Source organism: Pseudomonas sp. PARCl1, from assembly GCF_947311875.1.
Classification (GTDB): Bacteria; Pseudomonadota; Gammaproteobacteria; order Pseudomonadales; family Pseudomonadaceae; genus Aquipseudomonas; species Aquipseudomonas juntendi.
In genome coordinates this window covers 1-18,346 of sequence record NZ_CAMZMX010000032.1, presented here as the reverse complement: position 1 = coordinate 18,346, position 18,346 = coordinate 1, and the positions used below count along the sequence as shown (strand labels likewise).

Annotated in this window: 17 protein-coding genes; 12 read left to right on the top strand and 5 right to left on the bottom strand. The window is 63.7% G+C overall.

Features of this window, described 5'->3' with window-relative positions; translation table 11 throughout:
• Window positions 1–384: 384 nt before the first annotated feature.
• Entirely contained in the window at window positions 385–903 is a 519-nt protein-coding gene (locus tag QME24_RS16750) for an ACT domain-containing protein (RefSeq protein WP_054904270.1), read from the top strand.
• A 294-nt stretch (window positions 904–1,197) separates the two neighbouring features.
• Here QME24_RS16750 and rarD read toward each other — a convergent pair whose 3' ends face one another.
• The 4 genes from rarD to QME24_RS16730 all read right to left on the bottom strand — a co-directional run bounded on the left by rarD (window position 1,198) and on the right by QME24_RS16730 (window position 4,756).
• Window positions 1,198–2,085: an EamA family transporter RarD gene (rarD, locus tag QME24_RS16745; protein ID WP_009681524.1), complete on the bottom strand. Its 888-nt coding sequence runs from the start codon at window positions 2,083–2,085 to the stop codon at window positions 1,198–1,200.
• Between the two features lie 64 nt (window positions 2,086–2,149).
• The gene (locus QME24_RS16740; protein ID WP_009681525.1) at window positions 2,150–3,124 is read right to left on the bottom strand and encodes a serine/threonine protein kinase; all 975 of its coding nucleotides are present in this window, start codon (window positions 3,122–3,124) and stop codon (window positions 2,150–2,152) included.
• 99 nt (window positions 3,125–3,223) lie between these two features.
• Window positions 3,224–3,970 (bottom strand): TOBE domain-containing protein, encoded by a 747-nt coding sequence (locus QME24_RS16735; protein WP_192441506.1) that lies wholly within the window; start codon window positions 3,968–3,970, stop codon window positions 3,224–3,226.
• Window positions 3,971–4,024: 54 nt separating this feature from the next.
• Window positions 4,025–4,756, bottom strand: coding sequence for a ComF family protein (locus QME24_RS16730; protein WP_192441508.1), 732 nt, complete (start codon window positions 4,754–4,756; stop codon window positions 4,025–4,027).
• Window positions 4,757–4,845: 89 nt separating this feature from the next.
• On the opposite strand from QME24_RS16730, the gene bioB reads away from it, so the two are divergent.
• The 9 genes from bioB to QME24_RS16685 all read left to right on the top strand — a co-directional run bounded on the left by bioB (window position 4,846) and on the right by QME24_RS16685 (window position 15,173).
• The gene (bioB, locus tag QME24_RS16725) at window positions 4,846–5,904 is read left to right on the top strand and encodes a biotin synthase BioB (RefSeq protein WP_009681528.1); all 1,059 of its coding nucleotides are present in this window, start codon (window positions 4,846–4,848) and stop codon (window positions 5,902–5,904) included.
• Window position 5,905: 1 nt separating this feature from the next.
• Entirely contained in the window at window positions 5,906–7,078 is a 1,173-nt protein-coding gene (gene bioF, locus QME24_RS16720; protein ID WP_029886356.1) for an 8-amino-7-oxononanoate synthase, read from the top strand.
• On the top strand, window positions 7,071–7,802 hold the full coding sequence (locus QME24_RS16715; RefSeq protein WP_054904266.1) for an alpha/beta fold hydrolase: 732 nt from the start codon (window positions 7,071–7,073) through the stop codon (window positions 7,800–7,802). The genes bioF and QME24_RS16715 overlap by 8 nt, the downstream gene beginning before the upstream one ends.
• Window positions 7,795–8,613: a malonyl-ACP O-methyltransferase BioC gene (gene bioC, locus QME24_RS16710; RefSeq protein ID WP_054904265.1), complete on the top strand. Its 819-nt coding sequence runs from the start codon at window positions 7,795–7,797 to the stop codon at window positions 8,611–8,613. The genes QME24_RS16715 and bioC overlap by 8 nt, the downstream gene beginning before the upstream one ends.
• Before the next feature lie 10 nt (window positions 8,614–8,623).
• Window positions 8,624–9,304, top strand: coding sequence for a dethiobiotin synthase (bioD, locus tag QME24_RS16705; RefSeq protein ID WP_054904264.1), 681 nt, complete (start codon window positions 8,624–8,626; stop codon window positions 9,302–9,304).
• A 120-nt stretch (window positions 9,305–9,424) separates the two neighbouring features.
• Window positions 9,425–9,721 (top strand): pyrroloquinoline quinone biosynthesis protein PqqE, encoded by a 297-nt coding sequence (locus tag QME24_RS16700; RefSeq protein WP_280091358.1) that lies wholly within the window; start codon window positions 9,425–9,427, stop codon window positions 9,719–9,721.
• Between the two features lie 289 nt (window positions 9,722–10,010).
• Window positions 10,011–11,816: a phenylacyl-CoA dehydrogenase gene (locus QME24_RS16695; protein WP_029886352.1), complete on the top strand. Its 1,806-nt coding sequence runs from the start codon at window positions 10,011–10,013 to the stop codon at window positions 11,814–11,816.
• A gap of 170 nt (window positions 11,817–11,986) precedes the next feature.
• Window positions 11,987–13,267 carry a GGDEF domain-containing protein gene (locus QME24_RS16690; protein ID WP_280091359.1) on the top strand — a complete coding sequence of 427 codons (1,281 nt, stop codon included), beginning with the start codon at window positions 11,987–11,989 and terminating at the stop codon, window positions 13,265–13,267.
• A 127-nt stretch (window positions 13,268–13,394) separates the two neighbouring features.
• Entirely contained in the window at window positions 13,395–15,173 is a 1,779-nt protein-coding gene (locus QME24_RS16685; protein WP_280091360.1) for an acyl-CoA dehydrogenase C-terminal domain-containing protein, read from the top strand.
• Between the two features lie 280 nt (window positions 15,174–15,453).
• On the opposite strand, the gene QME24_RS16680 is transcribed toward QME24_RS16685, so the two are convergent.
• Window positions 15,454–16,377 (bottom strand): LysR family transcriptional regulator, encoded by a 924-nt coding sequence (locus QME24_RS16680; protein WP_029886350.1) that lies wholly within the window; start codon window positions 16,375–16,377, stop codon window positions 15,454–15,456.
• A gap of 211 nt (window positions 16,378–16,588) precedes the next feature.
• Here QME24_RS16680 and QME24_RS16675 point away from each other — a divergent pair, with 211 nt between their 5' ends.
• The gene (locus QME24_RS16675; protein ID WP_009681538.1) at window positions 16,589–17,869 is read left to right on the top strand and encodes an aminotransferase class III-fold pyridoxal phosphate-dependent enzyme; all 1,281 of its coding nucleotides are present in this window, start codon (window positions 16,589–16,591) and stop codon (window positions 17,867–17,869) included.
• Window positions 17,870–18,029: 160 nt separating this feature from the next.
• Window positions 18,030–18,188, top strand: coding sequence for a YqaE/Pmp3 family membrane protein (locus tag QME24_RS16670; protein WP_009681539.1), 159 nt, complete (start codon window positions 18,030–18,032; stop codon window positions 18,186–18,188).
• Window positions 18,189–18,346: the final 158 nt, after the last annotated feature.

The window sequence follows — 18,346 nt, the reverse complement described above, 5'->3', positions numbered from 1 at the left end:
CGTACCAGTACTTGCCCCCGGGGAAGACCCCGAGCGCGGCTGGGTGCAGCCCGCCAGACTGGCTGGCAGACAGTGTGCGTATTTTCACAGGCGCCTTGGCAGACATCCAAACGACGTTTTGTAGTCCGCGCCACGGGATACTACATGAAGCAGTAGACGGGGCAAAATCAGACTAAAAGCGCCGTTGTGCGACCCATTGGTCGCGTATGGTCACGCTGGGAGCAGGTATGTTCGCAAAAAAAGGGTGGATTGTTCCAGATAAATCTTGAAACAGTACACGATTCGCTGTGCGGATTGCCCTGCGGCAGGTTGCCGCGCCTTGCCTATACTGAGCCGACCCCCCGATTTTCTGCGCCTGGCGCGGCTCGACACGAGGAACGGCTTGTGGATCATCTTGTACTGACTGTTATCGCCCCTGACAAGGCCGGCCAGGTGGAACGTGTTGCGCAGTGCATCGCCGACCACAGCGGCAACTGGCTGGAAAGCCGCATGTCGCGCATGGCCGGGCAGTTTGCCGGGATCCTGCGGGTGGCGGTGCCGGCTGAACATCACGATGGGCTGGTGGCGGCGTTGCAGGGGCTGGCCCAGTACGACATTCGTGTGCTGGTTGCAGAGAGCGGGGTGGAACCCTCGTGTACCTGGAAGCCGATTGCCATGGAACTGGTCGGCAATGACCGGCCGGGGATCGTGCGGGACATCACTCGTTTGCTGGCGGAGTTGCAGGTGAACGTGGAACGGTTCACGACAGATGTGCGGCCGGCACCGATGAGCAGTGAGCCGTTGTTCCATGCCGATGCCTTGTTGGCCTTGCCTCTGGCCTTGCCGCTGGACGAGCTGCAGCAGCGGCTGGAGAGTCTGGCGGATGACTTGATGGTGGAGTTGCGGTTGCGGGCGGAGGATTGAGTGGATTGGCCGGGGGCCGCTTTGCGGCCCATCGCGACGCAAGGCCGCTCCTACAGGGGATTTGGTAAAGACATCCCTTGGGGTTATCCCAGTATCACGGGGAAGGCCCTGTGGATAACCTGGGGGTTCACCTCCCCAGCCCAGGCAATGCGCCCGCTGCAGAGGTTTGCTCAAAAAACACCCAAAATTCAGCAGCTTGTGCACAAAGCACGGGGACGAGGGTGTGGATAACCTTTGGAGATGTCTCTGCAGGCCAGGTATTACATGGCCTGCAGAGTTTTGATCGTTTTTTGATCAGGCGCGCTTGCGCAAACTTAGCCAGGCATCCACGCTGTAAATGGCCAGGCCAGCCCAGATGAACATGAAGGCTACCAGGGTGCTGGAGGACAAATGCTCATCGAACAGCAGCACCGCCTGCAGCAGTACCAGGGTTGGCGCCAGGTATTGCAGGAAGCCGAGGGTGGTGTAGGGCAGGTGCCGCGCTGCGGCGTTGAAGCACACCAGCGGTACCAGGGTCACCGGCCCCGCAGCCATCAGCCAGAGCGCTTCGCTGCTGGTGTAGAACGCGCCTTGTGCACTCATGGCCGTTGGGTGCAGCAGCAACCAGCCCAGGGCCAGCGGTACCAGCATCCAGGTTTCCACGACCAACCCCGGCAGCGCCGCAACCGGGGCCTGTTTGCGGATCAGCCCGTAGAAGCCAAAGCTCAGCGCCAGCGCCAGCGACACCCAGGGCAGGCTGCCCACCTGCCATACCTGCTGGGCCACGCCAACTGCAGCCATGCCCACTGCCAGCCATTGCAGGCGGCGCAGCCGCTCGCCCAGCAGCAGCATACCCAGCAGCACGTTGATCAGCGGGTTGATGTAGTAACCCAGGCTGGCCTCGAGCATGCGCCCGTTGTTGACCGACCACACATAGGTCAGCCAGTTGAAGGCGATCAGCGCCCCGCTCAGGGCCAGGACCCCCAGCCGGCGCGGGTTGTCGCGCAGCTCGCGCCACCAGCCGGGGTGTTTCCACAGCAGTAGCAGCAGCGAGCCGAACAGTGCCGACCAAAGCACCCGGTGGACGATGATCTCCACCGCCGGGACGCTCTGGATTGCCTTGAAGTAAATCGGGAACAGGCCCCAGATGATGTAGGCGCTCAGGCCCAGGATATACCCGCGACGCGGGTTTGCGGCGTGCATGCAGAATCCTTGCTTAGGTAGCTAAATAAAGCGACCCCTATTGTAGACAGAGGCGTGCACCGTTTTAGAACAATTTCAGCGGGGCTTCATCCAGCGCCGCCATTTGTTCACGCAGGGCGAGGATCTGATCGCCCCAATAGCGCGGCTGGCCGAACCAGGGGAAGCTGGGCGGGAATGCCGGGTCATCCCAGCGCCGCGCCAGCCACGCGCTGTAATGCAACTGGCGCAGCGCTCGCAGCGGTTCGATCAGGGCCAGCTCACGCGGGTCGAAATCGTGGAACTCGTTGTAGCCGTCGATCAGTTCGGCCAACTGCCCCAGGCGCTCCTGGCGGTCGCCGGCCAGCATCATCCACAGGTCTTGTACGGCGGGGCCCATGCGGCAGTCGTCGAGGTCGACCACGTGGTACACGTCTTCGCGGTGCATCAGGTTGCCGGGGTGCAGGTCGCCATGCAGGCGGATGAGCTGGTGCGGGGTGCGGGCGTAGATGTCCTCGACCCGCTTTAGCAGGTCGCGGGCCACTGACGCGTACGCCGGCAGCAGCTCGCGGGGTACAAAGCCCCCATCGAGCACAGTGTTCAGCGAGGCATGGCCGAAACTGTCCACAGTCAGCGCTTCACGGTGAGCGAACGGTTTGCAGGCGCCGACGGCATGCAGGCGGCCAAGCAGTTGCCCCAGGCGGTAGAGCTGGTCGAGGTTGCCAGGCTCCGGGGCATGGCCGCCACGGCGCGGGAACAATGTGAAGCGAAAGCCCTGGTGCTCGAACAAGGTACGGCCGGCGTGCTGCATGGGCGCTACGACCGGCACTTCGCAATCGGCCAGTTCAGCGGTAAAGCTGTGTTCTTCGAGGATGGCCGCATCGCTCCAGCGGCCAGGCCGGTAGAACTTGGCGATCAGCGGCTGCGCCCCCTCGATGCCCACCTGGTAGACGCGGTTCTCGTAGCTGTTCAGTGCCAGCACCCGGGCATCGCTGAGAAAGCCGAGGCTTTCCACGGCGTCCAGGACCAGGTCAGGGGTGAGGGTATCGAACGGATGGGACATGGGAGCTCCGGGGGTATACGGCATGGGCTCCATGGTACAGGGTTATCCCTGTAGCGTACCCGTAGGGTTTACCCGCGAACCGCCTGTGCCACGGCCGGCCTAGGCAGGCACCCCGAGCAACACATAGGCAGGATGGAACTGAACCCGTACCTGCTGGCCGGCCAACCAACCCGCCTCTGCCATGGCACACAGCGTTTGCCCGTTGCCCAGCGCCAACCGGACTTCATTGGGCCCGTCGGCCTCCACCAGCACGTCTTCTACCGTGGCCCGCAGGCAATTGCTCCCCGCTTCAGGCTTGTCCCCCTCGGCCAGCAACTGCACCCAGCCTGCCTTGAGCAGCGCCACCACCCTGCTGCCCAAGGTCAGCTCCAACCGCGCGGTGCTGTCGTGGGTGATCAGCGCGTCGATCTCCAGCCCGCCACCCAGCGCCAGGCTGACCCGGTCATAGCGGCCCTCACGGCGCAGGCCGCTGACCTGGCCCTGCAGCTGGTTGCGCGCGCTGGTGCGTAGCATCAGGCGCCCAAGCAAGTCGAGGTCGCTGGACTCTTCCGCGGCCTCGAGAATTTGCGCCTGCAGGGCCTGCAGCCTTTGGTACAGGCGCAATACGCGCTGACCCTCCACCGACAGCCGGGCGCCCCCACCCCCACGCCCGCCAGTGCTGCGCTCGACCAACGGCTGACTGGCCAGGTTGTTGAGCTCATCGATGGCGTCCCAGGCTGCCTTGTAGCTGATGCCCGCCGCCTTGGCCGCACGGGTGATCGAGCCTTGCTCGGCAATGTGCTGCAGCAGTGCGATGCGCTGCGGGCGCCGGGTTATGTGCTGGGTCAGTAGAGTGGGCAAGGGCATGGGCATCCGGTCGCTGTAAGGGCCTGGGGCCAATAGTGTGGCCTAGCGGCAGGGTTATACATACCCCGGCTTAGGGGTACGCGCCAGGCAATACACATCCACCCGCTGTGCCCCGGCTTTGCGCAACACCTGGGCAATGGCCTGGGCGGTAGCGCCAGTGGTCAACACGTCATCGACGATGGCGACGTGCTTGCCAGGCAGGTCACCGGCGACCGCAAAGGCCTGGCGCAGATTGCGCCGCCTGCCTTTGGCACTCAACCGCTGCTGCGCGGGGGTTTCCCGAGTGCGCAGCAGTACCCGCTCATCGCACGGTATGCCCACGTGCGCCGCCAGCCAGCGGGCCAGCAGCCCGGCCTGGTTGAACCCACGCTCGCGCAGTCGACGCCTGGCCATGGGCACAGGCAACAGCAGGTCAGGGCGTGGCAGCCCCTCGGCATAGCGGTAGCGCAGCCCTTGCCCAAGCAACTCGGCCATCAAACGCCCCAACGGCCACTGCCGGTTGTGCTTGAAGCGGCTGATCAACGTGTCGACCGGAAAGCCGAAATGCCACAGGGCTAAGACCTGTTCGAACGCCGGCAAGCGGCGGCTGCATTGGGCGCAGGCCAGGCCGGCCATGGGCAGTGGCAGGGCGCAGTAGCGGCAATGGTCGCCCAGCCAGGGCAGCTCTTGCTCGCAACCGACGCACAGCGGGTAGTGTTGCCCGGCAGGCGCGTCGCACAATAAACAGATCTGGTTAATAAGTGAGCACTTGTAAACCAGTCGTTTCCAGTTGAGTTGACAGTTCATAGGCCATCCGTGACTATGCGAGTTATCCGTGATGCGCTGGCGGGCTTTCCTGTCCCCGCGCCAGCTTAAGCCTAAACAAGGAAACGCCGATGAGCGCCAGCACAACTGCAACAACACGTCACGACTGGTCCCTGGCCGAGGTCAAGGCCCTGTTCCAGCAGCCTTTCAATGACTTGCTGTTCCAGGCGCAGACGGTGCACCGCGCGCATTTCGACCCCAACCGCGTGCAGGTTTCGACGTTGCTGTCGATCAAGACTGGAGCCTGCCCGGAAGATTGCAAATATTGTCCACAGTCCGGCCACTACAACACTGGGCTGGAAAAACAGAAGTTGATGGAAGTGCAGAAGGTGCTGGAAGAAGCAGCACGCGCCAAAGCCATTGGCTCGACCCGCTTCTGCATGGGCGCGGCGTGGAAGCACCCGTCGGCCAAAGACATGCCTTATGTGCTGGAGATGGTCAAAGGGGTGAAGGCCTTGGGCCTGGAAACCTGCATGACCCTGGGCAAGCTCGACCAGGAGCAGACCCAGGCCCTGGCCCAGGCCGGCCTCGACTACTACAACCACAACCTCGACACCTCGCCGGAGTTCTACGGCAGCATCATCACTACGCGCACCTACAGCGAGCGCCTGCAGACCCTGGCCTACGTGCGCGATGCGGGCATGAAGATCTGCTCGGGCGGCATCCTGGGCATGGGCGAGTCGCTGGACGACCGCGCCGGGCTGCTGATCCAGCTGGCCAACCTGCCCGAACACCCCGAGTCGGTGCCGATCAACATGCTGGTCAAGGTGGCCGGTACGCCGCTGGCCGAGGAGGAAGATGTCGACCCGTTCGACTTCATTCGCATGCTGGCCGTAGCCCGCCTGTTGATGCCCAAGTCGCATGTGCGCCTGTCTGCCGGCCGTGAGCAGATGAACGAGCAGATGCAGGCCCTGGCCTTCATGGCCGGTGCCAACTCGATTTTCTACGGTGAAAAACTGCTGACCACTGCCAACCCGCAGGCTGACAAGGACATGCAGCTGTTCGCGCGCCTGGGCATCAAGCCTGAAGCACGTGAGGAACACGCCGACGAAGTGCACCAGGCCGCCATCGAGCAGGCGCTGGTCGAGCAGCGTAGCAGCGAGATGTTCTACAACGCCGCGACCGCCTGAGATGGCTTTCGACCTGGCCGCGCGCCTGGCCGAACGGCGCGCTGCAGACCTGTACCGGCAACGGCCACTGCTGGAAAGCCCGCAGGGCCCGGAGGTGGTGGTCGACGGCCAGCGCTTGCTGGCCTTCTGCAGCAACGATTACCTGGGCCTGGCCAACCACCCCGAGGTGGTTGGCGCCTGGCAGGCCGGTGCCGAGCGCTGGGGTGTCGGTGGCGGTGCGTCGCACCTGGTGATCGGCCATAGCACCCCACACCACCAGGTCGAAGAGGCGCTGGCCGAGCTGACGGGGCGCCCTCGTGCGCTGCTGTTTTCCACCGGCTACATGGCCAACCTGGGCGCCATCACCGCCCTGGTGGGGCAGGGCGACACGGTGCTGCAGGACCGCCTGAACCATGCCTCGCTGCTTGATGGCGGGCTGCTCAGCGGTGCACGGTTCAACCGCTACCTGCACAACGACCCGGCCAGCCTGGCCAGCCGCCTGGACAAGGCCGTTGGCAATACCCTGGTGGTCACTGACGGTGTGTTCAGCATGGACGGCGACCTGGCCGACCTGCCGGCCCTGGCCGAGGTCGCCCGGGCACGGGGTGCCTGGCTGATGGTGGACGATGCCCATGGCCTGGGCACCCTTGGCGCTCAGGGCGGTGGTATCGTCGAGCACTTCGGCCTGGGCGTGGACGATGTACCGGTGCTGATCGGTACGCTGGGCAAGGCCTGCGGTACTTCCGGTGCCTTTGTTGCCGGGAGCGAGGAACTGATCGAGGCGCTGGTGCAATTCGCCCGCCCCTACATCTACACCACCAGCCAGCCACCGGCACTGGCCTGCGCCACGCTGAAGAGCCTGGAGCTGCTGCGCCGCGAAAGCTGGCGCCGCGAGCACCTGGCCGCATTGATTCGCCAGTTCCGTGAAGGCGCACAGCAGATCGGCCTGGAACTGATGGACAGCCCCACACCGATCCAGCCGATCGTGATTGGCGACAGCGCGCAGGCCTTGCGCCTGTCGCGCATGTTGCGCGAGCGCGGCTTGCTGGTCACCGCCATCCGCCCACCGACCGTACCGGCGGGCAGTGCCCGTTTGCGCGTAACACTGAGCGCTGCCCACAGCCAGGCGCAGGTGCAGCTATTGTTGAATGCATTGGCCGAGTGTTATCCACAATTGGAGAACGCCGATGCGTAATCGCCTTGTACTGCTGCCCGGCTGGGGCCTGGGCACAGCCGCACTGGAACCGCTGGCCGCCAGCCTGCGCGCCCAGGACCCCCGTCTGCAGGTCGAGCTGATGCCCCTGCCGGAATTGCCCCACAGCGATGTTGAGGGCTGGCTTGAGCACCTCGACCGTAAATTGCCGGGCGATGTCTGGCTAGGTGGCTGGTCGTTGGGCGGCATGCTCGCCAGCGCCCTGGCACACAAGCGTGGCGACCACTGCTGCGGCTTGCTCACCCTGGCCAGCAACCCCAGTTTCGTTGCCCGTGGTGACTGGCCGCATGGCATGGCCGAAGACACCTTCGGCACCTTCCTCGACGGCTGCCGCAGCCATACCCAAGTCACCCTGAAGCGCTTTCGCAGCTTGTGCAGCGATGGCGCCCAGCAGCAGCGTACCCTGCTGCGCCAGCTGGGTGTCGGCGTACCAGACACCGACCCTCTGTACCTCTCCACCGGCCTTGAAGTGCTGGCCAAGCTGGATACCCGCGACGCCCTGCAGGCCTACGGCGGCCCGCAACTGCACCTGTTCGCCGGCAGCGATGCGCTGGTGCCTGGCGAGGCAGCCAAGGCCTTGAGCGAGCTGCTGCCCGATGTGGAGGTGGGCCTGGTAGAAGACAGTTCCCACGCCTTCTTGCTGGAGTACCCGCAAGAGCTGGCGGCGGGCATCAAGAGTTTCCTGCATGAGAGTGGCGATGACTGACCTTTCCTGTCCGACCCTGCCCGGCGCATTGCCCGACAAACGCCAGGTAGCAGCTTCGTTCTCCCGCGCTGCAGCCAGCTACGACAGCGTAGCCGCGTTGCAGCGCGCCGTGGGCTTGAGCCTGTTGGGGCAAGTGCCGGCAGGCTGGCAGCCATTGCGCTGGCTGGACCTGGGCAGCGGTACCGGCCATTTCAGCCGTATCCTGGCCGAGCGGTTCGCCCAGTCCAGTGGTGTGGCGGTGGATATCGCCGAAGGCATGCTGCGCCATGCCCGCAATGAACAACGCGGGGCGCACTACCACGTGGCCGGCGACGCCGAGCGTTTGCCATTGCGCGATGCCAGCGTCGACCTGGTGTTCACCAGCCTGGCCGTGCAATGGTGCGACCAGTTCGCCAGTGTGCTGGCCGAGGCGCTGCGGGTACTGAGCCCTGGCGGCGTGCTGGCCTTCAGCAGCTTGTGCGTAGGTACCCTCGACGAACTGCGTGCCAGCTGGCAGGCGGTGGACGGCCTGGTGCATGTAAACCGCTTCCGCCGTTTCGAGGACTACCAGCGCCTGTGTGCCGCCAGCGGTTTTGAGCAGCTTGAGCTGCATCGCTGTGCGCATGTGCTGCATTACCCGGACGTACGCAGCCTGACCCACGAACTGAAGGCGTTGGGCGCGCACAATCTCAACCCTGGGCGACCGTCCGGGTTGACTGGCCGGGCACGCATGCAGGGCCTGTTGCAGGCGTACGAGGCATTTCGCCAGCCTGCCGGGCTGCCAGCCACCTATCAGGTGGTCTATGGTGTGTTGCGCAAGCCACAGGCGTAAGGGGAGCAAGATGAGCAGGGCCTATTTCATCGCCGGTACCGATACCGATGTCGGCAAGACCACCGTCGCGGCCGGTTTGCTGCATGCGGCGCGGTTGCAAGGCTTGAGCACCCTGGGTGTCAAGCCGGTGGCCTCGGGGTGCACGATGACCCCCAACGGCTTACGCAACAGCGACGCCCAGGCGCTGATTGATGAAAGCACCATCAAGTTGCCCTATGGGCAGGTCAACCCGTTTGCCTTCGAGCCTGCAATTGCGCCGCATGTGGCCGCCCGCGAGGCGGGGGTGACTTTGGAGGTGGCAGCGTTGCTGGCGGCCATGCGCAATGTGTTGCAACAAAATGCCGATTTCACGTTGGTAGAGGGGGCTGGGGGCTGGCGTGTGCCGCTTTCGGGGCTGGAGAACCTTTCAGATCTGGCGGTGGCCCTGCAGTTGCCGGTGATTCTGGTGGTGGGGGTGCGGCTGGGGTGTATCAGCCATGCCTTGCTCAGCGCCGAGGCGATCGAGCGCGACGAGCTGCAGTTGGCAGGCTGGGTGGCGAACATCATCGAGCCGCGCACTTCACGGCTGGAAGAGAACCTGGCCAGCCTGGCCGAGCGCTTGCCAGCGCCTTGCCTGGGGCGGGTGCCCAAGCTGAAGCAGGCCAGTGCAGACAAGGTGGCTGAGCATTTGCAGCTGGATTTGCTGGATTAGGTGCTGGAATACTCAGGGCCTATCAACTGGCACCGGGCCATTAGCGATTTAAACGGGCCTTTTTACCGACGGCCTGTTTTAATGGGCTGTGTTCCTATCCAGCGTCAATGGAGTCCTGACATGGAAATCACCGGTAGCTCCGCCTATTACGCGGGCCTGAGCGCTATACAAGCCGGCCAGAACCGCGTCGATCAGGCGGCCAGCCAGATCGCCAACACCACCGCCGAACGTACCGCCACCAGCCAGTCCAGCGACTTCCAGGCCGAACGCCTGCGTGCGGTCGACCGCAGCCAGCAGATGGACCTGGCCACCAGCCTGGTGCAACAGGCGGTCGGCAAGACCGAAGTCGAGCTTGGCGCAAAGGTCGTCAAGGCATCCGACGAAATGCTCGGCCGGATCATCGATACCTGCGCCTGACAGAGTGCCGATTTCGAATAACACATAGCCCCTGTAGGAGCGGGCGTGCCCGCGAAAGCGTCAGCTCAGGCAACCCCATTGCCTGGCCGAGCCCTTTCGCGGCCATGCCCGCTCCCACAGGGTATTGTTTTTATTGAGCTTGGCATAAACGCCATTTTTCGTGGCGTAAATGGCACTATCGTCCCTCCTTGACAGAAGCCGGAGCTAAACGTAAGTTTCAAACAACTGTTTGACAGACGCCGCGGCGCACGCGGGTCACCCCACAGAACTCACCTAGAGGTTCATCGCAATGCCTGACTACAAAGCCCCCTTGCGTGATATCCGCTTCGTTCGTGACGAGCTGCTCGGCTACGAGGCGCACTATCAGAGCCTGCCGGGTTGCCAGGACGCAACGCCCGACATGGTCGACGCGATTCTTGAAGAAGGTGCGAAGTTCTGTGAGCAGGTGCTGGCGCCGCTGAACCGTGTGGGTGACCAGGAAGGCTGCACCTGGAGCGAGTCGGGCGTGAAAACCCCAACCGGCTTCAAGGCGGCTTACGAACAATTCGTCGAAGGCGGCTGGCCCAGCCTGGCACATGACGTGGAGCACGGTGGCCAGGGCCTGCCAGAGTCGCTGGGCCTGGCCCTGAGCGAGATGGTCGGTGGTGCGAACTGGTCGTGGGGCATGTACCCGGGCCTGTCCCACGGCGCCATGAACACCATTTCTGCGCACGGCACCGCCGAGCAGCAGCACACCTACCTGACCAAGCTGGTGTCGGGTGAATGGACCGGCACCATGTGCCTGACCGAGCCACACTGCGGTACCGACCTGGGCATGCTGCGCACCAAGGCCGAACCGCAGGCTGACGGCAGCTACAAGGTGTCGGGCACCAAGATCTTCATTTCCGCCGGTGAGCACGACATGGCCGAGAACATCGTGCATATCGTTCTCGCGCGCCTGCCGGATGCACCGGCCGGTACCAAGGGCATTTCGCTGTTCATCGTGCCGAAGTTCCTGCCCAATGCCGAAGGCGGTGTGGGTGAGCGCAATGGCGTGAGCTGCGGCTCGATCGAACACAAGATGGGCATCCACGGCAACGCCACCTGCGTGATGAACTTCGATGGCGCCACCGGCTACCTGATCGGCCCGGCCAACAAAGGCCTGAACTGCATGTTCACCTTCATGAACACCGCGCGCCTGGGTACCGCGCTGCAGGGCCTGGCCCACGCCGAAGTCGCGTTCCAGGGTGGCCTGAAGTACGCCCGCGAGCGTTTGCAGATGCGCTCCCTGACCGGCCCCAAGGCACCGGACAAGGCCGCCGACCCGATCATCGTCCACCCGGACGTGCGCCGCATGCTGCTGACCATGAAAGCGTTCGCCGAGGGCAATCGCGCGATGGTCTACTTCACCGCCAAGCAGGTGGACATCGTCAAGTACAGCCAGGATGAAGAAGAGCGCAAGAAGGCCGATGCCCTGCTGGCCTTCCTCACCCCGATCGCCAAGGCGTTCATGACCGAAGTCGGTTTCGAAGCGGCCAACCATGGCGTGCAGATCTATGGCGGTCACGGCTTCATCGCCGAGTGGGGCATGGAGCAGAACGTGCGTGATAGCCGTATCTCGATGCTGTACGAGGGCACCACGGGCATCCAGGCCCTCGACCTGCTCGGCCGCAAAGTGCTGATGACCCAGGGCGAAGCGCTGAAGGGCTTCACCAAGATCGTGCACAAGTTCTGCCAGGCGCAGGAAGGTGTCGAGGCGGTCAAGGAGTTCGTCGAGCCGCTGGCAGCCATCAACAAGGAATGGGGCGAGCTGACCATGAAAGTGGGCATGGCTGCCATGAAAGACCGCGAAGAAGTGGGTGCAGCCTCGGTCGATTACGTGATGTATTCCGGCTACGCCTGCCTGGCCTACTTCTGGGCCGACATCGCCCGCCTGGCCGCTGAAAAGCTGGCCGCCGGCACCAGCGAAGCGGCGTTCTACACCGCCAAGCTGCAGACCGCGCGCTTCTACTTCCAGCGCATCCTGCCGCGTACCCGCACGCATGTGGCGGCCATGCTGTCGGGCGCCAACAACCTGATGGACATGGACGAAGAGAGCTTCGGCTTGGCGTACTGATTCAACCGCTGTTGCCAGAACCCGCCTGCCCTCACCGGCAGGCGGGTTTTTTTTGTTCAGGCCCAGGCCACTCGACAACCCTGGCCGAGTTGAAATTCAACTGTTCGGGTACGCTGCCGATGAAATAAGGGCACAATGCCACTATTGATCTGCCGGGTCGGAGATTACCCTTGTTTCGTTTTAACGCTGTACGTGCCAGCCACTTCCTGCCCTCGCTGCTGCTGCTGGTGGCAGGGCTCGCCGCAGCTTATGTGAGAGACCTCAGTGTGTTTTTCACATCGCTGTTCAATGTTCTGCCCACCTTGGTGCTGCTGCTGGGTGGCGCTTACTGCGCGGTGTACCGTCGCCAACGTGAGCTGTTTCTGATGCTTACGGTATACATCGCCTACTTTCTGCTCGACACCCAGACCGACTTCTACCGCGACCACGGCCGTGTGCGCGAGGATGCAGCGGTGGTCTTCCACCTGGTATGCCTGCTGTTGCCGGCATTGTTCGGCCTGTATGGTGCCTGGCAGGAGCGCACCCACCTGCTGCAGGACCTGGTGGCCCGTGGCGCCGTGCTGTTTGCCGTGGGCAGCGTGGCAGTGGCCCTGGAGCAAAGCTACCCCGAGGCGCTGTTGACCTGGTTGGCGGAGATTCGCTGGCCGACCTTGCATGGCCAGTGGATGAGCCTGATCCAGTTGGCCTACCCGCTGGTCGCGGGGGTGTTCATCCTGCTGGTGGTGCAGTACCTGCGCGCACCGAGGCCGTTGCACGCGGCCCAGATCATCGGCCTGCTGGGCATTTTCTGGATGCTGCCGCAAACGTTCATCCTGCCGTTCACGCTGAACATCATGTGCAGCCAGGTGATGTTGATGATCGCCGCAGCGGTTGCGCACGAGGCCTACCAGATGGCCTTCCGCGACGAGCTGACCGGTTTGCCCGACCGGCGTGCGTTGAACGAGCGCATGCAGCGGCTGGGTCGCAACTATGTCATCGCCATGACCGACGTTGACCACTTCAAGAAATTCAACGACACACACGGTCACGATGTCGGCGATCAGGTGTTGCGCCTGGTGGCCAGCCGTTTGGCCAAGGTCACCGGTGGTGGGCGTGCCTACCGCTATGGGGGAGAGGAGTTCGCCTTGGTGTTCGCGGGCAAGACCGCCGAGGAATGCGTGCCCCATGTGGAAGCGGTGCGCGAGGTGATCGCCAACTATGTGATGCACCTGCGCGACAAGTACAACCGCCCGCAAGACGATACCGCCGGGCGCCAACGCCGCGCCGGCAGCAGCGGCGGCACGGTTTCGGTGACCATCAGCATTGGCGTTGCCGAGCGCCAGGCCGATCACCGCAACCCCGAAGCCGTGCTCAAGTCGGCCGACCAGGCGCTCTACAACGCCAAAGGCGCAGGGCGCAATTGTGTGGTGGTGCATGGCCAGCAATCGCGGCGTGGGGCTGTACGCACTTAGTGACCAAAATAGACTAATTGGTCTATTGATGACCCTATGTCTCGTAAATGTTGTTCGGTTACACTGGTATCAACCCCAGTGTCGCGGTACCCCGAGACCGCCCAGACCCCACTTGCGAGAGGTTGTCATGGCTGACTATAAAGCGCCCGTGCGCGACATGCGCTTCGTACTGAATGAAGTGTTCAACGTGGCTGAGCAGTGGGCCCAGTTGCCCGGGCTGGCCGAAGTCGTCGATGCCGATACGGCCATGGCCGTACTGGAGGAGGCTGGCAAGGTGACCGCCAAGAGCATCGCACCGCTCAGCCGCGCCGCCGATGAAGAGGGCTGCCACTGGGACAACGGCGCGGTGCGCACGCCGGCCGGTTTCATCGAGGCCTACAACACCTACGCCGAAGGTGGTTGGGTGGGCGTGGGTGGCGACCCGCTGTTTGACGGCATGGGCATGCCCAAGGCCATTTCGGCGCAGGTCGAGGAAATGGTCAATGCCTCGAGCCTGGCCTTTGGCCTGTACCCGATGCTGACCGCCGGCGCCTGCCTGTCGATCAACGCCCACGCCAGCGAGGCGCTGAAGGAAAAGTACCTGCCCAACATGTACGCCGGTGTATGGGCTGGCTCCATGTGCCTGACCGAACCGCATGCGGGTACCGACCTCGGCATCATCCGCACCAAGGCCGAGCCACAGGCGGACGGCAGCTACAAGGTCAGCGGCACCAAGATCTTCATCACCGGCGGCGAGCACGACCTGACCGAGAACATCATCCACCTGGTGCTGGCCAAGTTGCCGGATGCGCCGGCGGGGCCGAAGGGCATCTCGCTGTTCCTGGTGCCCAAGTTCATGGTGAACGAGGATGGCAGCCTCGGTGCGCGCAACCCGGCCACCTGTGGCTCCATCGAGCACAAGATGGGCATTCAGGCGTCGGCTACCTGCGTCATGAACTTCGACGAGGCTGTGGGCTATATCGTCGGTGAGCCGAACAAAGGCCTGGCAGCCATGTTCACCATGATGAACTACGAGCGCCTGGGGGTGGGTATACAGGGGCTCGCGACGGCCGAGCGTTCCTACCAGAATGCCGTGGAGTACGCGCGCGACCGTTTGCAAAGCCGTGCCCCCACCGGCCCGCAAGCCAAGGACAAAGCCGCCGACCCGATCATCGTCCACCCGGATGTGCGGCGCATGCTGTTGACCATGAAGGCACTCATCGAGGGTGGCCGCGCGTTTTCCACCTATGTGGCCATGCAATTGGACAGTGCCAAGTACAGCGAAGACCCTGGCGTGCGCAAACGCAGCGAAGAACTGGTGGCATTGCTTACGCCGGTGGCCAAGGCCTTCCTGACCGACCTGGGCCTGGAGTGCGCGGTGCACGGCCAGCAAGTGTTCGGCGGGCATGGCTACATCCGTGAATGGGGCCAGGAGCAACTGGTGCGTGATGTGCGCATCACCCAGATCTACGAGGGCACCAACGGTATTCAGGCCCTCGACCTGATGGGCCGCAAGGTGGTGGCCAGCGGCGGCGCCTACTACACGCTGTTCTCCGACGAAATTCGCCAGTTCATTGCCAGTGCGGGTAGCGAGCTGGATGAGTTCACCCGCCCCCTGGGTGCTGCGCTCGGCCAGCTGGATGGGCTGACTGAATGGGTACTGCAGCAGGCCAAGGGCAACCCGAATGAAATTGGCGCAGCATCGGTCGAGTACCTGCATGCCTTTGGTTATGTCGCCTATGGCTACATGTGGGCATTGATGGCGCGGGCGGCGAAGGCGGGGGAGGGCGACGAGGCGTTCTATTCGGGCAAGCTGGGCACGGCGCGGTTCTACTTCGCGCGCTTGCTGCCACGGGTGGATTCGCTGGTGGCCTCGGTGAAGGCGGGCAGTGAGTCGCTTTACCTGCTGGATGCCGAGCAGTTCTAGCTGATTCAGGGGCCGCACAGCGGCCCCTGTGCTTCATGTATCTGCGAATGCCTCTCTTGTGTAAGCCTTTTCCTACACAACGTGGTGACTTTTCACCACTGTTCTCAGATTGGATCCACGGCTAATCTCTACCACATGGACGTTGCGCAGGAAGCGCAAAGGACAGATCAAGGATGGCGACGAAGGACCACCTGCCAGGATGGCGGGGCGATACGGATGTCACAGGGAAACAGTCTGGAAAACCCCGCTTCGGCGGGGTTTTCTTTGCGCGCGTGTTTTATCAGGCCAGCACATCCAGCGGTGATGCGCCCAGCTGTCGCGCGTCCGTCTCTTCTTCCAGCAGCGTACGCAGCAGTTCGACCGATGCCTGCTGGCGCTGGGCATCGCGGAACACCAGCCCTACCTTCAACGGTACTCGCGGCTCGCTCAGCGGCTTCCACAACAGCCCTGGGTCGTCCTCGGCGGCGTCTTTGGCCCGGCCTGGCAGAATGGTTGCCAGCGCGGTGTGCGCCAGGCTGTCGAGAATACCCGCCATATTGTTCATCTCGGCCTGCACCTGCGGCCGCCGGCCCTGGCTGGCTAACTGGGCCTGCCAGATCTGGCGGATTTGAAACTCCTCGCCCAGCATCAGCATGGGCAACTCGGCCGCCTGGCGGATGGACACCTTCTTGAAATCCTTCAGTGGGTGGGTGGCGGGTATCACCAATTGCAGCTCGTCCTCGTACAGCAACAGGCCATGCAGGCCGGGCTGGCGTGGCGGCAGGTAGCTGATGCCGATGTCCAGGTTACCGCTGAGCAGGCGCCGCTCGATCTCCAGCCCCGATAACTCGTAGATCTGCACCACCAGGTGGGGTTGGGCCTTGCGCAGCCGTTCGAGCAATTGCGGCACCAGGCTGGGGCGTACCGTTTGCAGCACACCGATGGCCAGGGTGCGCAAAGACTGGCCCTTGAAGTTGCGCATGGCCTCGTGGGCACGCTGCAGGCCATCGAGCAGCGGCAGGGCATGGTTGTACAGGGTATGGGCCGCCAGGGTCGGCAGCAGGCGCTTGTTGCTGCGCTCGAACAGGCTCAGGTCCAGGCTGTGTTCCAGTTGGCGGATCTGTTGTGAAAGCGCTGGCTGTGACAGCGACAGGCGCTCGGCGGCGCGGCCGACGTGGCCCTCTTCGTACACCGCGACGAAATAACGCAGTTGGCGAAAATCCATAAGTGATGCTTATCAAAAGTGCTGGAAAATCGAAATGGCCGTAACCCCTCGTGGCGCCTAGTCTATCGCCGTATTCCAACGGGTTACAGCGCTGAATCAGTCGATTGTTACCGTGGATGAGAAACACTTTTGATAGGCAAGACAAAATAATGAGCGGCGGCGTCAAGACCGCCCTGTGCTCGCCCCTTACCGTGCATTGGCTGGAGCCCCGATGAACCTGTTCAACCTGCGCCGCTCGGCCCCGACCGCCGCGGCCGAGCCCAAGCCTGTGCCGGTGCGTGTGCCACCTGCTGCCGAGTTGTCGCGTGACTGCCTGATGCCCGGGACCGAACGGCCTGCGCAGGTGTTCGTGCGCGGGCAGGGCTCCTGGTTGTGGGACGATGCCGGGCATGCCTACCTGGACTTCACCCAGGGCGGCGCAGTGAACAGCCTGGGCCATAGCCCCAGCGTGCTGGTCAAGGCGTTGGGCAGCCAGGCCCAGGCGCTGATCAACCCAGGCGCGGGGTTTCATAGCCGTGGCCTGCTGGCGCTGGCCAACCGCCTGTGCCAGAGCACCGGTAGCGACCAGGCCTACCTGCTCAACAGCGGTGCCGAAGCCTGTGAAGGGGCGATCAAGCTGGCGCGCAAGTGGGGCCAACTGCACCGCAGTGGCGCCTATCACATCATCACCGCCAGCCAGGCCTGCCATGGCCGCAGCCTGGGCGCGCTGTCGGCGTCCGACCCATTGCCCTGCAACCGCTGTGAACCGGGCCTGCCCGGGTTCAGCAAGGTGCCGTTCAATGACCTGGCGGCGCTGCACGCCGAAGTGGATTCGCGCACTGTGGCCATCATGCTGGAGCCGGTGCAGGGCGAGGCCGGGGTAATTCCGGCGAGCCGCGAATACCTCAAGGGCGTGGAAACCCTTTGTCGTGAGCTGGGCATCCTGCTGATCCTCGATGAGGTACAGACCGGCATCGGGCGCTGTGGCGCATTGTTGGCCGAGGAGACCTATGGCGTGCGTGCCGACATCATCACCCTGGGTAAAGGCCTGGGCGGTGGTGTGCCACTGGCCGCGTTGCTGGCCCGCGGTACGGCGTGCTGCGCCGAACCGGGCGAGCTGGAGGGCAGCCACCATGGCAATGCGCTGATGTGCGCTGCGGGCCTGGCCGTGCTGGATACCGTACTGGAGCCCGGCTTCTTCGGCCAGGTGCAGGACCACGGCCGCCACCTGCGCGACGGCCTGAGCCGCCTGGCGGGGCGTTATGGCCAGGGCGAAGTACGCGGGCAAGGGCTGCTGTGGGCGCTGCAGCTGAAGGAAAACCAGGCGCGTGAACTGGTGGCCGCGGCCCTGCACGAAGGCTTGCTGCTCAATGCCCCACAAGCGGATGTGGTGCGTTTCTCTCCGGCGCTGACCGTGAGCAAGGGCAATATCGACGAAATGCTGCTGCGCCTGGCACGCGCCTTTGCCCGCCTGCATGCGCAGCAGCATGCGCGCCGCGAAGTGTCGGCCTAAGTGTCGGGGTAAGTGGCACGTTAACCAATTCTACGAACCGTCTGGCGTTCCTGCGCATCGCCCCTGGCCTGTTCCATTCGGCCCGGGGCGTTTTTTTTGCCTGTGGAACCTCCAGGACCAGCGGCTAGTCTGTGTTGTAACCCCTTCAGGAGAGACTCACATGGACTTTATCCGCATTATCATCGCCATTATCTTGCCGCCGCTCGGGGTGTTTCTCCAGGTTGGGTTTGGCGGGGCGTTCTGGCTGAACATTCTGCTGACCCTGCTGGGGTACATTCCAGGGATCGTGCATGCGGTGTACATCATCGCCAAGCGTTAGCCTGCCCAGGCTTCATTACCGGTAGCCGGAGCATCTTCAGCGCCTATGAGATCGAGCGCCGCCCGCGCGGCGCAATCGCGAGCTGCGCTCGCTCCTACGTTTGTTTCGGGCCAGTAACGCCTGTGACAGGCGCGCGCGGCCGCCTTGTTTGTACGGCG

Bases quoted from the DNA above. Each gene is read 5' to 3' on its own strand.
- rarD (WP_009681524.1), bottom strand. From the start codon at position 2,085: ATGCACGCCGCAAACCCGCGTCGCGGGTATATCCTGGGCCTGAGCGCC.
- QME24_RS16740 (WP_009681525.1), bottom strand. From the start codon at position 3,124: ATGTCCCATCCGTTCGATACCCTCACCCCTGACCTGGTCCTGGACGCC.
- QME24_RS16735 (WP_192441506.1), bottom strand. From the start codon at position 3,970: ATGCCCTTGCCCACTCTACTGACCCAGCACATAACCCGGCGCCCGCAG.
- QME24_RS16730 (WP_192441508.1), bottom strand. From the start codon at position 4,756: ATGAACTGTCAACTCAACTGGAAACGACTGGTTTACAAGTGCTCACTT.
- bioB (WP_009681528.1), top strand. From the start codon at position 4,846: ATGAGCGCCAGCACAACTGCAACAACACGTCACGACTGGTCCCTGGCC.
- bioF (WP_029886356.1), top strand. From the start codon at position 5,906: ATGGCTTTCGACCTGGCCGCGCGCCTGGCCGAACGGCGCGCTGCAGAC.
- QME24_RS16715 (WP_054904266.1), top strand. From the start codon at position 7,071: ATGCGTAATCGCCTTGTACTGCTGCCCGGCTGGGGCCTGGGCACAGCC.
- bioC (WP_054904265.1), top strand. From the start codon at position 7,795: ATGACTGACCTTTCCTGTCCGACCCTGCCCGGCGCATTGCCCGACAAA.
- bioD (WP_054904264.1), top strand. From the start codon at position 8,624: ATGAGCAGGGCCTATTTCATCGCCGGTACCGATACCGATGTCGGCAAG.
- QME24_RS16700 (WP_280091358.1), top strand. From the start codon at position 9,425: ATGGAAATCACCGGTAGCTCCGCCTATTACGCGGGCCTGAGCGCTATA.
- QME24_RS16695 (WP_029886352.1), top strand. From the start codon at position 10,011: ATGCCTGACTACAAAGCCCCCTTGCGTGATATCCGCTTCGTTCGTGAC.
- QME24_RS16685 (WP_280091360.1), top strand. From the start codon at position 13,395: ATGGCTGACTATAAAGCGCCCGTGCGCGACATGCGCTTCGTACTGAAT.
- QME24_RS16680 (WP_029886350.1), bottom strand. From the start codon at position 16,377: ATGGATTTTCGCCAACTGCGTTATTTCGTCGCGGTGTACGAAGAGGGC.
- QME24_RS16675 (WP_009681538.1), top strand. From the start codon at position 16,589: ATGAACCTGTTCAACCTGCGCCGCTCGGCCCCGACCGCCGCGGCCGAG.
- QME24_RS16670 (WP_009681539.1), top strand. From the start codon at position 18,030: ATGGACTTTATCCGCATTATCATCGCCATTATCTTGCCGCCGCTCGGG.